The organism is Streptomyces sp. NPDC015345, from assembly GCF_043078805.1.
Classification (GTDB): domain Bacteria; phylum Actinomycetota; class Actinomycetes; order Streptomycetales; family Streptomycetaceae; genus Streptomyces.
This window is the reverse complement of the sequence record NZ_JBIBTX010000005.1, coordinates 490,145-504,875: the sequence shown is the minus strand read 5'-3', so window position 1 is coordinate 504,875 and position 14,731 is coordinate 490,145. Positions and strand designations below refer to the sequence as shown.

Here is a 14,731-nt window from a genome sequence, read left to right as displayed (position 1 = left end):
TCACAGCGCGCATCGTTACCATGCGTGGACGCACAACCGACGACCACTGACGACGAGGGACGGGCGAACGCGTGGCCGAGGCGGCAGACTTCCCGGGGACGAGCCCCTCACCTGCCCGCCGGTGGCTGCGGCGCACCGCAGCACTGCTGGTGGGTACCCCTTTGCTGGCCGGCCTCCTACAGGCCCCGGTCGGCCCCGTGGCGCACGCCGCCGTGCCGAGCGCGCCGGCCGACGCCACCGGTTCCGGCACCGTCGACGTATCGCTGGACGCCCTGACCCCGACCGCTCCCGACGAAGACGACAAGATCACCGTCTCCGGCACGGTCACCAACCAGGGCAAGCAGACGGTGACCGGGGCCCAGGTCGGGCTGCGGGTGGGATCGGCGCCCCTCGGCGGCCGGAGTGAGATCGACGGCGCCGCGAAGCGCACCGGCTTCCAGCCGGGGCTCGACGGCACGGAGGTCGGCGGCAAGTACGTCGACAAGTTCGCCAAGCTCGTGCCCGGCGTCCGGCAGGACTTCAGCGTCTCCGTACCCGTCAAGGCCCTGCACCTCGGCGCCGACGGCGTCTACCAGCTGAGCGTCGCCCTCACCGGCCAGAGCGCCGCACAGCCTTACCCGCAGGTGCTCGGCATCGAGCGCACCTTCCTGCCGTGGCAGACCGAGGCCGTCGACACGAAGACGAAGACGACCTACCTGTGGCCGCTCATCGCCGACACGCACCTCACGGCGAAGACCGAGTCCGACGAGCAGCAGACGCCTGTTTTCAGGAACGACGAACTGGCCGACGACCTCGCGCCGGGCGGCCGTCTCCAGCAGCTCCTGGCCCTCGGCAGCGACCTCGACGTCACCTGGGTCATCGATCCGGACCTGCTCGCCTCCGTCGAGGCGATGACGAAGGGCTACCGGATCCAGAACCCTGACGGACGGACGACCAGGGCGGGCAAGCACCAGGCGGTGGCCACCGCCTGGCTCAATGACCTGGAAGCCGCGGTCAAGGGCAAGAAGGTCGTCGCGCTGCCGTTCGCCGACCCCGACCTCGCATCCCTCGCGCACAACGGCAGGGCCGTGACCGGGTCTCTCAGCCACCTCAAGGAGGCCACCGACGCGGGGGCCAGCGCGGTGGACACGATCCTCCACGTGAAGCCGAGCACGGACTTCGCGTGGCCCGCCGACGGGGCGATCGACCCGTCCATCGTCGACGTCTCGACCTCCGCGGGCGCCCATACGGTGATCGCTCGCAGCGACAGCCTCCGCGAGACCGACGGCCTGACGTACTCGCCGACCGCGGCCCGGCCCATCGGCGGCGGTACGACCGCGGTGGTGGCCGACGCACGCCTCTCCACGGCCTTCCAGGGCGACATGACGGAAGCCGAGAACTCCACGCTGGCCGTCCAGGAGTTCGTCGCCCAGAGCCTGATGATCAACCTCCAGGACCCCGGCAGGCAGCGCAGCATCGTCGTCGCGCCGCAGCGCATGCCCACGGCCAGCCAGGCCCAGACGATGGCGAAGGCGCTGACCACGCTCCAGGACGGGCAGTGGTCGGAGTTCGACGACCTGACCACGGCGGCGAAGGCGAAGCCGGACCCGAGGGCCACGACGCGGGTTCCGTCGACCGGGTCCTACCCGGCCGCGCTGCGCAAGCAGGAGCTGCCCCGGTCGGCGTTCGAGTCGATCCACGAGACCCAGGGCATGCTCGAGCGCTTCCAGGTGATCCTCACCGAGAAGGACCGCGTGGTCACGCCCTTCGGAAGGGCCATAGACCGCGAGATGTCGACGTCCTGGCGCGGCCGCCCGTCGGAGGCGACCACCTACCAGGCCGGCGTCAAGAACTACCTGCGGGAGCTCACCGAGCAGGTGGCTCTGATCGAGAGGTCCGACGCGAAGCTCTCCGGGCGCAGCGCGACCATCCCGGTGTCGGTGCAGAACAACCTGGTGCAGGGCGTCGGCCACCTGAACCTGCGGCTGTTCTCGGAGAACCCCACCCGCCTGAAGATCGGCGACGGTCAGTACGAAGAGATCCCCATCGAGGTCGCGGGCGGTCACTCCCAGTCGGTGAAGTTCACCACCACGGCCAACGCCAACGGCCCGGTCCCGGTCTACGCCCAGCTCTACACGGAGGACGGCGAGCCCTACGGGGAGGCAGTGGCCTTCGAGGTCAATGTCACCGAGGTCACTCCCGCGGTGATGCTCGTCATCGCCGGCGGCCTCCTCCTGCTCGTACTCGCCGGTTTCCGGATGTACACGCAGCGCAAGCGCGCGGCGCGGAAGCCTGCCGTGCAGGAAGGCCCCGACGAGGGTCCCGGCGGGGAATCCGGCCCCACGTCCGGGGAAGGCGACCCCGAGCAGCCGAGTGACCCGACACCGGACACCGCCCCGGAAAGCACCGACCCGTCGGACACGGGTGAGAGAGTGGACCGTTGAGCGATGTCGTGGCCGGTGGGCCCGGGGACGATGAGGTGGGGTAAACCATGAACGCGCCGTACGACGGTGACCGTGGCCAGGGCTCGGGCGGCCCTGCCTCGCCCGGGGGCCCGCCGCAGGACTCAGCCGACTACGGGCAGCAGGTTCCACCGCAGCCTGCGCCCGACGCGTACCTCCAGGACGCCTACGAGGAGGATCCCTACCGGGCGCAGGACCTCTCCGCCCAGGATCCGGTGGCCGAGGCGCTCTACGACCGCGCGGCGCACCCCCCGCCGCCGCCCGGCACCTACCCGCAGCAGCCGCTCTACGGCCGGCCTGCCGCCCCCGAGCACGCCCCTGACCCCCGCGTGTGGGCCCAGACGCCGGCCCCCGAGCCGGAGGGCCCGACCCGGCACCTCCCCTACGGCGACGACGCCCGTACGACGCAGTTCGTGGGCGTCGACGACCTGGTCACCCAGGCGGGCGAGGAGCGCCACGAGCCGGACGCCTTCGCCCACCTCTACCGCGACCAGCAGCCCGGCGGCTACCGCGACCAGCAGGTCGGCTACCAGCAGGGCGGTTATCCGCAGGACAACGGCTATCCCCAGGACAACGGCTATCCCCAGGACAACGGCTATCCCCAGGGCAACGGCGGCTACCTCCAGGAGAACGGCTACCCCCAGACCGGTGGCCATCCCCAAAACGGTGGCTATCCCCAGAGCTCCGGATACCCCCAGAGCGGCGGCTACCAGCAGCCGGTCAACGGCGGCTACACGCCCGTCGACCAGCCGATCGTCCCCGCCCCCGCGCCGGCCCCGGCACCCACGCCCGCACAGGCACCAGCACCGGCCCCGGCCCCGGCCCCCAAGTCGGGGGGCCGCGCGGCGAGCCTGCTGAAGTCCAGCGCCGTCATGGCGGCAGGCACGCTCGTCTCGCGCCTCACCGGCTTCATCCGCTCCGCACTGATCGTCTCCGCGCTCGGCGTCGGTCTGCTCGGCGACACCTTCCAGGTCGTCTACCAGATCCCGACGATGATCTACATCCTCACCGTCGGCGGCGGGCTCAACTCCGTCTTCGTGCCCCAGCTGGTGCGCTCCATGAAGGAGGACGAGGACGGCGGCGAAGCGTACGCCAACCGCCTGCTGACCCTCGTCATGGTGGCGCTCGGTCTGTTCACCGCCCTGGGCATCGTCCTCGCCCCCCAGCTGGTGCGCGTGATGTCCGTCCCGGTCGCCAACGACCCGGCGGCGACCGATGTCGGGACCACGCTGCTGCGCTACTTCCTGCCCTCGATCTTCTTCATGGGCGTCCACGTGGTGATGGGCCAGATCCTCAACGCGCGCGGAAAGTTCGGCGCGATGATGTGGACCCCGGTCCTCAACAACATCGTCATCATCGCCACGCTCGGCATGTTCATCGGGGTGTACGGGACCTCGGCGTCGTCCGGCATGAACGTCCAAAGCATCCCGCCGGAGGCCGAGCGCCTCCTCGGTTTCGGTGTCCTGCTCGGTCTCGTCGTGCAGGCCCTGGCGATGATCCCGTACCTGCGCGAGACCGGGTTCAAGCTGCGTCCGCGCTTCGACTGGAAGGGCCACGGCCTGGGCAAGGCCGCCAAGCTCGCCAAGTGGACGATCCTGTTCGTGCTGGCCAACCACGCGGGCGCCCTCGTCGTCACCCAGCTGGCCACCGCAGCCACCACCGACCTGCCCTCCACGAGCGGCATCGGCTTCTCCGCCTACGCCAACGCCCAGCTCATCTGGGGCCTCCCGCAGGCGATCATCACGGTGTCCCTGATGGCGGCCCTGCTGCCCCGGCTCTCCCGCTCGGCCCAGGACGGCGACTCCGGATCCGTCCGTGACGACATCTCCCAGGGCCTGCGCACGACAGCGGTCGCGATCGTGCCCATCGCCTTCGGGTTCGTCGCGCTCGGCATCCCGATGTGCACGCTGATCTTCGGTTCCTCGGGCAGCGCCCAAGCCACGAACATGGGCTACATGCTGATGGCCTTCGGCCTCGGCCTGATCCCCTACTCCGTGCAGTACGTCGTGCTGCGGGCCTTCTACGCCTACGAGGACACGCGCACCCCCTTCTACAACACGGTCATCGTGGCCGCGATGAATGCCGCCGCCTCGGCGGCCTGCTACTTCGCGCTGCCCACCCGCTGGGCGGTCACCGGCATGGCCGCCGCGTACGGTCTCTCGTACGCCATCGGCGTGGGCGTCGCGTGGCAGCGGCTGCGCAAGCGGCTCGGCGGCGACCTGGACGGTTCCCGCGTACTGCGTACGTATGCCAGGCTCGGTATCGCCGCGCTACCCGCGGCGATCCTCGCGGGCGGCGCCGCGTACGCGATCACCAAGAGCCTTGGACAGGGTGTCCTCGGATCGCTGGCGGCCCTGGTCGCGGGCGGTGCCGTACTACTGGGAGTCTTCTTCGTCGCCGCGAAACGCATGCGCATCGAGGAGCTCAACTCCATGGTCGGCATGGTCCGAGGCCGTCTCGGACGCTGAGACGAGGAGTACCGCACAACCATCGCCGGCCACCGCGTGTCGTGCATAGCACCGGACTGTGGGCACAATTGGCTTTGGCGTCTGACGTAGCGCAACGGATGGGGAGGCAGGAGCGACGGTGGCGGAACGGAGCACGGCTGCCGTCGACGTGGCAGACAACAGCGGTGACGAGCCGCTGACCGCCAAGGCGGAGCAGCCCACGGCCGACGGGGTGGCCCGGACCCGGGAGCGGGACACGGCAGCAGACGATGACGCGGCGGATACAGAGAAGCCCATGAGCCGTGGGGCCTCCTCACCTCCCGAACTGCACAGTGGCCACAAGCTCGCCAGGCGCTATCGGCTCGAAGAGTGCGTCACCCGTCTGGACGGATTCAGCAGCTGGCGCGCGGTGGACGAGAAGCTCCGCCGTGCCGTCGGCGTCCACCTGCTGCCCGCGGACCACCCGCGGGCACGCTCGGTCCTCGCGGCGGCCCGTTCCTCGGCCCTCCTCGGCGACCCGCGGTTCGTACAGGTCCTGGACGCTGTCGAGGAGAACGACCTCGTCTACGTCGTCCACGAGTGGCTCCCTGACGCCACGGAGCTCACCGCGGTCCTCGCGGCGGGCCCGCTGGAGGCACACGACGCGTACCAGCTCGTCAGCCAGATCTCCCAGGCCATGGCGGCCGCCCACCGCGAGGGGCTGGCCCATCTGCGCCTGACCCCGAGCGCCGTGCTGCGCACCTCCTCCGGCCAGTACCGCATCCGCGGCCTCGCCGTGAACGCGGCCCTGCGCGGCATCAGCTCCGACACCCCGCAGCGCACGGACACGGAGGCGATCGGCGCTCTCCTGTACGCCTCGCTGACCCAGCGCTGGCCCTACGAAGACGACGCCTACGGCCTCTCCGGGCTGCCCAAGGACATCGGCCTCATCGCCCCCGACCAGGTGCGCGCGGGCGTCCACCGCGGCCTCTCCGAGCTGGCCATGCGGGCGCTCGTCAATGACGGCGCGACCGCCTCCCGCCAGGACCCGCCGTGCACGACGCCGGAGGAGCTGGTCAAGGCCATCGGTGAGATGCCCCGCATCCGCCCGCCGGAGCCGGCCTTCACCGCGCCCCCCGAGTACCAGCGCACCACGTACCAGCAGGGCAGCTACGGCCGCCCCGTGCCCCACCTCGGCGCCACCCAGCCCGTGCTCACCCCGCCGCCCCCGTTGCAGAGCCGCACCGGAAGGGCCCTCAAGTGGGCCGTGTCCGCGCTGCTCATCGCCGCGCTCGGCCTGGGCAGCTGGCAGCTCGCGGACGCGCTCATGGACCGCGAGAACTCCGGGGACGCCAACGACACGCAGACGACCCAGGGCGACGACAAGGACCAGCCGAAGCCCAAGAAGCCGATCAGCATCGAGGGCGCGCAGGAGTACGTCCTGAAGGGATCCCCCCAGGACCCGGAGAGCGTCGGCAACACCTACGACAAGGACCGGGCCTCGCTCTGGCGCACCAAGACGTTCAATGACGGTCCCGCGCTGGCCCCGTACAAGCCCGGTGTCGGTATCGTCTATGACCTCGGCTCGGAGCAGGACGTCTCGGCGGCGTCGATAGCCCTTCAGTACGGCGGACCCCACACCACGGTCACGCTGTACGCCGTGGATTCGCTCTCGCCGTCGACACCGATCAGCTCCATGAAGAAGATCGGTGGCACCACCACTTCGGGCAACACCGCGAAGATCGAGGCCAAGAAGCCCGTGAAGTCGCAGTACGTGCTCCTGTGGGTGACCGCGGTGCCGAAGTCCGGCCCCGACGGGTACTACAGGGCAGGGTTCAAGCAAGCCATCACGGACGTGAAGTTCAAGGGCTGAGGACCGGCTCGGCGCAGCGCACTGGGGGGAGGGGGCCGACGGTGGACGGCACCGCACTTGCTGACATGAGCGACCAGGACCTCCTCGCCAGCCATGTCGCGGGGGACAAGGACGCCTTCGGTGAACTCGTCTGCCGCCACCGGGACCGGCTGTGGGCCGTGGCGCTGCGCACCCTCGGGGACCGCGAGGAAGCGGCCGACGCGGTGCAGGACGCCCTCGTCTCCGCCTACCGCGCGGCGCACACCTTCCGCGGGCAGTCCGCCGTGACGACCTGGCTGCACCGGATCACCGTGAACGCCTGCCTCGACCGGGCCCGCAAGGCGGCTTCCCGCAAGACCTCCCCCATCGACGACACCGAGCGCCTCGAGCAGCTCCTGGAGCCTGAGGAGTCGGCTGCCGCCCCCGTCGAGCGGAACGATCTGCACCGTGAGCTCCTGGAGGCGCTGGGCACGCTCCCGCAGGACCAGCGGGCCGCCCTCGTCCTCGTCGACATGCAGGGCTATCCCGTCGCTGAGGCCGCCCGCGTCCTCGACGTCCCCGCCGGCACGGTCAAGAGCCGCTGCTCCCGAGGGAGAGCCAGACTGCTGCCGCTGCTCACTCATCTCCGTACGGAGTCACCCGCGCGGGACGGGGACGGCGGCGAGGACGGCGGAGGCAAGAGCCCCGGCCCGGGAAGGAACCGGACGCAGGGGACATCCGTCCCACCGGCAGCAGGACCACGGGATGCAGAACCACGGGATGCAGGACCAAGCGATTCAGCTGCTGTGAAGGGCGGAGGTGGGCGAGCGTGAGCGCCACGACCGACTCGGCCGGGCATCCGGAGGTCGCCGAGATCTCCGACCTGACCGAGGGTCTGCTCTCCCCGTCGCGCACGAGCGACGTGCGACGGCATCTGGACGGCTGTGCGCTCTGCGCCGACGTCTATGCCTCGCTGGAGGAGATCCGCGGCATGCTCGGCACGCTGCCCGGCCCGCCGAGGATGCCCGTCGACGTCGCTGGACGCATCGACGCGGCGCTGGCCGCCGAAGCGCTGCTGGACGCCACCGCCCCCGACGGCCCCTCGACGGACGCGGTGCCCGAGCCCGCCTCCGCGGCGCCAGCACGCACCCCGGCGCCGCATGTTTCACGTGAAACATCGCCTCCTTCCGCCCCTGCCGCCGTCTCGGGCGCGGCCGGTGATCGTCCCGCCGGGCGACCGCGCGCGGCCACCGGGCCGGGGCGCGGTGGCCGCGCGCGGCGCACACGGCGCCGTGCCGCCGTGCTCGGCGCCGTCTTCACCGCTGCCGCCATTGGCCTCGGCACTCTGCTGATGCAGACCCTGGGCGGGGACCCGGAGAACCCTCCCGCGGGTCACCGGGATAGCGCGGACTCCTTCTCCGAGGAGAAGCTCAAGGGACAGGTGGCCGACCTCCTTGCCAAGAATCCCGTCAAGGAGTCGCGCGGCGGTAAGCAGGAAGGGGCCAAGCCGACCTTCGACACACGCTCCACCCCCGAGTCCCCGACGGCGGAAGCCCCGCTACGCGAGGCATCGGTCCAGATACCGGAGTGCATCCAGCGCGGCATCGGTCCTCGGGTGCCCCTCGCGGCCGAGGAGGGGTCGTACGAGGGAAAGCGCGCGTACCTCGTCGTGGTGCCCCATGACTCCGACGCTGGCCAGGTGTCCGCCTACATCGTCGACGCCGCCTGTGTGGGCAAGTCCTCACCGCGCTCGGGCAAGGTGCTGCTGACGCATTCCTACCCTCAGGGCTGACACGCTTCCGTACACGCGGGCACGGCGGGGAATGCATGCCCCGTAGGATCCGTTGGGTGGGATGAGTACCTGAGACAGGGCACCCCACCAGCAGTACGCAGCAGTCCCCAGAGACGAGGAATCAAGCCGTGACCGACGTCCGTAACGTGATCATCATCGGCTCCGGGCCCGCCGGCTACACGGCGGCGCTCTACACCGCGCGCGCGTCGCTGAAGCCGCTGGTGTTCGAGGGCGCCGTCACCGCCGGCGGTGCGCTGATGAACACCACCGAGGTGGAGAACTTCCCCGGCTTCCAGGACGGCGTCATGGGCCCCGAGCTCATGGACAACATGCGCGCCCAGGCCGAGCGCTTCGGCGCCGAGCTCGTGCCCGACGATGTTGTCGCCGTCGACCTCAGCGGTGAGATCAAGACCGTTACGGACACGGCGGGCACCGTGCACCGCGCGAAGGCCGTCATCGTCACGACCGGCTCGCAGCACCGCAAGCTCGGCCTGCCGAACGAGGACGCGCTCTCCGGACGCGGTGTCTCCTGGTGCGCCACCTGCGACGGCTTCTTCTTCAAGGACCAGGACATCGCCGTGATCGGCGGCGGCGACACCGCGATGGAGGAGGCCACCTTCCTCTCGCGCTTCGCCAAGTCCGTGACGATCGTGCACCGCCGCGACAGCCTGCGCGCCTCCAAGGCGATGCAGGAGCGCGCCTTCGCCGACCCGAAGATCAAGTTCGTCTGGGACAGCGAGGTCGCCGAGATCAACGGCGACCAGAAGCTCTCCGGTCTGACGCTGCGCAACCTCAAGACGGGCGAGACGTCCGAGCTGCCGGTCACCGGCCTGTTCATCGCGATCGGCCACGACCCCCGCACGGAGCTCTTCAAGGGGCAGCTGGAGCTGGACGACGAGGGCTACCTGAAGGTTGAGGCGCCCTCGACCCGGACGAACCTGACCGGTGTCTTCGGCGCCGGCGACGTCGTCGACCACACGTACCGCCAGGCGATCACAGCGGCCGGCACCGGCTGCTCCGCCGCCCTCGACGCCGAGCGTTTCCTCGCCGCCCTCGCCGACAGCGAGAACGCTGCGACTGCCACCGTCTGACCCCCCGACTTCCCTCACCGCACCAAGCTAAGGAGACTGCCGTGGCCGGCACCCTCAAGAACGTGACCGACGCCTCCTTCGAAGAGGACGTCCTCAAGAGCGACAAGCCCGTGCTGGTGGACTTCTGGGCCGCCTGGTGCGGCCCGTGCCGCCAGATCGCCCCGTCCCTCGAGGCGATCGCGGCCGAGCACGGCGACAAGATCGAGGTCGTCAAGCTGAACATCGACGAGAACCCCGGCACGGCCGCCAAGTACGGCGTCATGTCCATCCCGACCCTGAACGTGTACCGGGGCGGTGAGGTGGCCAAGACCATCGTCGGCGCCAAGCCGAAGGCCGCGATCGAGCGGGACCTCGCGGACTTCATCGCCGAGTAGTCAGCGACGTTGTTTCACGTGAAACACCAATGGCCCGGTCCCGCGAGGGACCGGGCCATTGTGCTGTCCGTCAGAGCGGTCGAAGCGCCGGTTCCTTCTGCACCGCTCCCAGCAGCCGGTCGAGCGCCATCTCCACGTCTTCCTTCCAGGAGAGCGTCGTCCGCAGCTCCAGCCTCAGCCGCGGGTAAGCGGGGTGCGGGCGGACGGTCTTGAAGCCCACCGCCAGAAGGTGATCCGCGGGCAGCAGACACGCCGGCTTCTCCCAGCGCGCGTCCCCGAAGGCCTCGATCGCCTTGAAGCCTCGGCGCAGCAGGTCCTTGGCGACCGTCTGGACGATCACTCTGCCGAGCCCCTGCCCCTGATAGCCGGGCATGATCCACGCCGTCATCAGCTGGACGGCGTCGGGGGACACGGGGCTCGTGGGGAACGCGGTGGAGCGCGGAACGTAGGCGGGGGGTGCGTAGAGCACGAAGCCGACCGGTACGTCGTCGACGTACACGACCCGGCCGCAGGATCCCCATTCCAGCAGGACCGCGGAGATCCACGCCTCCTTCTCCAGCTCCGGCGTCCCGGCCTTTACCGCGGCCTGGCCGCTGACCGGGTCCAGCTCCCAGAAGACGCAGGACCGGCAGCGCTTGGGAAGGTCCGGGAGGTTGTCCAGCGTGAGCGGTACGAGCCGACGCCCCATGAAGGCGATCCCTCCCTTTCCTCGCCCGCCGCGCTGCGGGCGGCTGTCAGAGCGCTGCGTTCCCGGAGCAGGCTGCCGACGAAGCCGCCGACCGCTCCCAGCCCCAGACCCGCGGTCATCAGTCCGGTGCGGCTCATCGTCCGCATGGCCCTCGCCTCCCCAATGAGGTGCCGTCAGGTGGATGCGCCTACCTGATCGCATCGTATCCACGAAGTGATTCCCTCGATAGCGCAAGAAAGCAAAAAGCGGGCCGTATCCGGCATAGACCGAACACGGCCCGCTCTGGCGGGTCAGCCGTTATGGCTCAGCCCTTCTCGTCCTCGGAGGCGTCTTCGTCAGCGTCCGTGGTCTGGCCGTTCTGGAGGACAGGGCCCTCGCCCGGAGCCAGCGTGCTGAGGATGCGCTCCAGGTCCTCCAGGGAGGCGAAGTCGACGACGATCTTGCCCTTCTTCTGGCCCAGATCCACACGCACCCGGGTTTCGAACCGGTCGGAGAGCCGAGTGGCGAGGCTGGTCAGAGCCGGCGAGAGCCGGGCACCGGCACGCGGTCCCTTGGGCTTGGGAGTGCTCTGGGGCCGGGACCCCATGAGGGTCACGATCTCCTCGACGGCCCGCACCGAGAGGCCCTCGGCCACGATCCGGTGCGCGAGCCGGTCCTGCTCCTCCGAGTCGTCCACGGAGAGCAGCGCCCGGGCGTGCCCCGCGGAGAGCACTCCTGCGGCCACCCGCCGCTGCACGGCCGGCGAGAGCTTCAGCAGGCGCAGCGTGTTGGAGACCTGCGGACGGGACCGGCCGATGCGGTCCGCCAGCTGGTCGTGCGTGCAGTTGAAGTCCTTGAGCAGCTGGTCGTAGGCGGCGGCCTCTTCCAGCGGGTTCAGCTGCGCACGGTGCAGGTTCTCCAGCAGCGCGTCCAGGAGGAGCTTCTCGTCCTCCGTGGCACGCACGATCGCCGGGATGCGCTCCAGGCCGGCCTCACGGCAGGCCCGCCAGCGCCGCTCGCCCATGATCAGCTCGTAGCGCGCGGCGCCCAACTGACGTACGACGACCGGCTGGAGAAGCCCGACCTCCTTGATGGAGGTCACCAGCTCCGCGAGGGCGTCCTCGTCGAAGACCTCGCGCGGCTGCCGTGGGTTGGGCGAGATGAAGTCCAGCGGCAGCTCGGCGAAGTACGCACCGGCCACGGGGGCGTTCTCCGGCGTCGCCGTGGCCTGCTGGGGCGGCTCCACCGTTTCATGTGAAACAGGGCTCTGCGGAAGCGCGGTGACCTTCGCGGCAGCCACTCCTCGCTCGGCGGTGAGCACCTGCCCGGCCGCGGAGGCCGAGGCACCCGCGCTCTGTGGCACCTGCTTCTCTGTGGGGGCCGCGGGGATCAAGGCGCCGAGGCCTCGACCCAGTCCTCTCCGTCGCTCGCTCACTGCGTCCCCTCCGTCATGCTGTGCTGGTTGTTCTGAGCGCCCGTGTGGGCATGTTGGACGTCGTACCGCACTCCGACTCCACGCAGCGCGATCTCGCGTGCCGCTTCGAAGTAGGAGAGTGCGCCACTCGATCCCGGATCGTAGGTCAACACCGTCTGGCCGTAGCTCGGCGCCTCCGAGATGCGGACCGACCGCGGGATGCTCGTCCGTAGGACCTCGTTGCCGAAGTGGCTGCGCACCTCGTCGGCCACCTGGGAGGCGAGCCGGGTCCTGCCGTCGTACATGGTGAGCAGGATCGTCGAGACGTGCAGGTTCGGGTTGAGGTGGCCCCGCACGAGGTCCACGTTGCGCAGGAGTTGGCCGAGTCCTTCCAGCGCGTAGTACTCGCACTGGATGGGGATCAGCACTTCCGCGCCGGCCACCATGGCGTTGACCGTCAGTAGGCCGAGCGACGGCGGGCAGTCGATGAGGATGTAGTCCAGCGGCTGCTCGTACGCCTGGATGGCCCGCTGCAGCCGGCTCTCCCGCGCCACCAGCGAGACCAGCTCGATCTCCGCACCGGCGAGATCGATGGTGGCCGGGGCACAGAAGAGACCTTCGACGTCCGGCACCGGCTGGACGACATCGGAGAGCGGCTTGCTCTCGACCAGCACGTCGTAGATGGACGGCACTTCGGCGTGGTGGTCGATGCCGAGGGCGGTGGAGGCGTTGCCCTGCGGGTCGAGGTCGATCACCAGGACTCGGGCGCCGTGCAGAGCGAGTGAGGCGGCGAGGTTGACGGTCGTCGTCGTCTTGCCCACCCCACCCTTCTGGTTGGCGACCACCATGACGCGGGTCCGCTCGGGGCGCGGCAGGCCTTCGCCGGCGCGACCGAGTGCTTCCACCGCCAGTTGGGCAGCACGACCGATGGGTGTGTCGTCCATCGGGGTCGGTGTTTCACGTGAAACATCCTCCCCCGCCGACTCGGTACGGGGACCGGGGACCGGATCGGTCATCGGTCCCGCGATGTTGGCGTCGGACCGCAAGGATTCACTCTCCTCGACATCAGGCTCGCAATGAACAGAGCCTCCCATGCTTTGAGGGTCATGAACCAGCGAGGCCCGGTCTTCTGTGGACGAATCCACCTCTGTGGACAACTCCGTGCCCTTATCGAGGGAACCGAGGGGCCGACGGTCGCGAGGTTCCGCAGCGCGGCCGCGATTGATGATGCCATGCAGCAGTGAGCGACGTTTCACGTGAAACACGATGCACGGCAACCGGGGTGCCGCTGGTGCGACACCCCGGTATGCGTACGTTTGGCAGCTTTTGTGGAGTACAGCCTGCCGTCAATCAGCCACGACGGCGCCGTGCCCGTCCGGTGCGCGCGGCCTTGGCCCGCTTCGCCGCGAAGCGCACGCCACCCGGGCTCTCCCCGACCTCGACCCGGACGACCGTGGACTGCGGATCCACCACGCCCTCGCCGACGTGCAGGACCGAGGTGCCGACCGCGCCGAGCTTGCTCAGAGCGGATCCCGCGGCCTTGACCTCCTCCTCGGCGGTGTCCCCCTTGAGGAGGAGCATCTCGCCGTAGGGACGCAGCAGAGGGACCCCCCAGGCCGCCAGGCGGTCCAGGGGCGCCACGGCTCGCGCGGTCACCACATGGACCGGCGGCAACTTGCCGAGGACCTCCTCGGCGCGCCCCCGCACGACCGTCACATGGTCGAGGCCGAGCAGCTCGACGACTTCGGTGAGGAAGTTCGTGCGCCGCAGCAGAGGCTCAAGGAGGGTGATCTTCAGGTCCGGGCGGACGAGGGCCAGCGGGATGCCGGGCAGCCCGGCGCCGGAGCCGACATCGCACACGGTGACGCCCTCGGGCACGACCTCGGACAGCACCGCGCAGTTCAGCAGGTGCCGCTCCCAGAGCCTCGGCACCTCCCGGGGACCGATCAGGCCTCGCTGCACTCCCGCATCGGCGAGCAGCTCCGCGTACCGGACCGCGTCCGCGAAGCGATCGCCGAATACCGTCCGGGCCTCTTCAGGCGCCGGGGGAAGCTCCGCTGCCTCCGTCACGGGGACCGTCCTTCCGTACCGCACTGGGGTGGCTGACTATCAGGCTGACAAAGACCGGCCCCGCCTGTGAACAGACGGGGCCGGGCACACGCGGTACCGCTCAGGCGGGCAGTACGACGACGAAGCGCTGCGGCTCCTCGCCCTCCGACTCACTGCGCAGACCGGCGGCCTTGACCGCATCATGCACGACCTTGCGCTCGAACGGCGTCATCGGCTGGAGCTTGGTCGGCTCACCGGAGCTCTTGACATCGGCCGCGGCCTTGGCGCCCAGCTCCGAGAGCTCCTCGCGCTTCTTGGCGCGGTAGCCCGCGATGTCCAGCATCAGGCGGCTGCGGTCGCCGGTCTCGCGGTGCACGGCGAGACGCGTGAGTTCCTGGAGCGCCTCCAGGACCTCGCCGTCGCGGCCGACCAGCTTCTGGAGGTCACGGCTTGCGGTGTCGCTGATGATCGAGACAGCGGCGCGGTCGGCCTCGACGTCCATGTCGATGTCGCCGTCGAGATCGGCGATGTCCAGCAGACCCTCGAGGTAGTCCGCCGCGATCTCACCCTCCTGCTCGAGGCGGGTGAGGGTGTCGCCGGCCTCAGCTGCGGCGGAGGTGGTGGTGCCTTCCGTCACGGGATGGAC

12 protein-coding genes are annotated in these 14,731 nt (G+C 70.0%); 7 read left to right on the top strand and 5 right to left on the bottom strand.

From position 1 onward, the window contains the following. Positions 1-71: 71 nt before the first annotated feature. The 7 genes from ACF062_RS23495 (at position 72) to trxA (ending at position 9,955) form a co-directional block, all read left to right on the top strand. Complete coding sequence (locus ACF062_RS23495) at positions 72-2,423, top strand: DUF6049 family protein (RefSeq protein ID WP_392140903.1); 2,352 nt, start codon at positions 72-74, stop codon at positions 2,421-2,423. Positions 2,424-2,470: 47 nt separating this feature from the next. Beyond that, the gene (murJ, locus tag ACF062_RS23490) at positions 2,471-4,909 is read left to right on the top strand and encodes a murein biosynthesis integral membrane protein MurJ (RefSeq protein WP_392140901.1); all 2,439 of its coding nucleotides are present in this window, start codon (positions 2,471-2,473) and stop codon (positions 4,907-4,909) included. A 118-nt stretch (positions 4,910-5,027) separates the two neighbouring features. Continuing rightward, a complete protein-coding gene (locus tag ACF062_RS23485; protein ID WP_392140899.1) occupies positions 5,028-6,740 on the top strand; it encodes a protein kinase family protein in 1,713 nt (570 codons plus the stop codon). Positions 6,741-6,781: 41 nt separating this feature from the next. Next, a complete protein-coding gene (gene sigM / locus ACF062_RS23480) occupies positions 6,782-7,531 on the top strand; it encodes an RNA polymerase sigma factor SigM (RefSeq protein ID WP_392140897.1) in 750 nt (249 codons plus the stop codon). Next, positions 7,528-8,490, top strand: a complete 963-nt coding sequence (locus ACF062_RS23475; RefSeq protein ID WP_392140895.1) for a hypothetical protein — start codon at positions 7,528-7,530, stop codon at positions 8,488-8,490. The genes sigM and ACF062_RS23475 overlap by 4 nt, the downstream gene beginning before the upstream one ends. Before the next feature lie 128 nt (positions 8,491-8,618). After that, a complete protein-coding gene (gene trxB / locus ACF062_RS23470; RefSeq protein ID WP_392140893.1) occupies positions 8,619-9,581 on the top strand; it encodes a thioredoxin-disulfide reductase in 963 nt (320 codons plus the stop codon). Between the two features lie 41 nt (positions 9,582-9,622). Further along, a complete protein-coding gene (trxA, locus tag ACF062_RS23465) occupies positions 9,623-9,955 on the top strand; it encodes a thioredoxin (RefSeq protein ID WP_356576664.1) in 333 nt (110 codons plus the stop codon). 70 nt (positions 9,956-10,025) lie between these two features. On the opposite strand, the gene ACF062_RS23460 is transcribed toward trxA, so the two are convergent. The 5 genes from ACF062_RS23460 to ACF062_RS23440 all read right to left on the bottom strand — a co-directional run bounded on the left by ACF062_RS23460 (position 10,026) and on the right by ACF062_RS23440 (position 14,722). Then, positions 10,026-10,643, bottom strand: coding sequence for a GNAT family N-acetyltransferase (locus ACF062_RS23460; protein WP_392140891.1), 618 nt, complete (start codon positions 10,641-10,643; stop codon positions 10,026-10,028). Between the two features lie 304 nt (positions 10,644-10,947). Continuing rightward, positions 10,948-12,057 carry a ParB/RepB/Spo0J family partition protein gene (locus ACF062_RS23455; RefSeq protein WP_392140889.1) on the bottom strand — a complete coding sequence of 370 codons (1,110 nt, stop codon included), beginning with the start codon at positions 12,055-12,057 and terminating at the stop codon, positions 10,948-10,950. Beyond that, positions 12,054-13,130, bottom strand: coding sequence for a ParA family protein (locus tag ACF062_RS23450; protein WP_276573898.1), 1,077 nt, complete (start codon positions 13,128-13,130; stop codon positions 12,054-12,056). The genes ACF062_RS23455 and ACF062_RS23450 overlap by 4 nt, the downstream gene beginning before the upstream one ends. A gap of 256 nt (positions 13,131-13,386) precedes the next feature. Then, positions 13,387-14,106 carry a 16S rRNA (guanine(527)-N(7))-methyltransferase RsmG gene (gene rsmG / locus ACF062_RS23445; protein WP_223775658.1) on the bottom strand — a complete coding sequence of 240 codons (720 nt, stop codon included), beginning with the start codon at positions 14,104-14,106 and terminating at the stop codon, positions 13,387-13,389. 100 nt (positions 14,107-14,206) lie between these two features. Further along, on the bottom strand, positions 14,207-14,722 hold the full coding sequence (locus tag ACF062_RS23440; RefSeq protein WP_392140887.1) for a protein jag: 516 nt from the start codon (positions 14,720-14,722) through the stop codon (positions 14,207-14,209). Between the last annotated feature and the right edge of the window lie 9 nt (positions 14,723-14,731).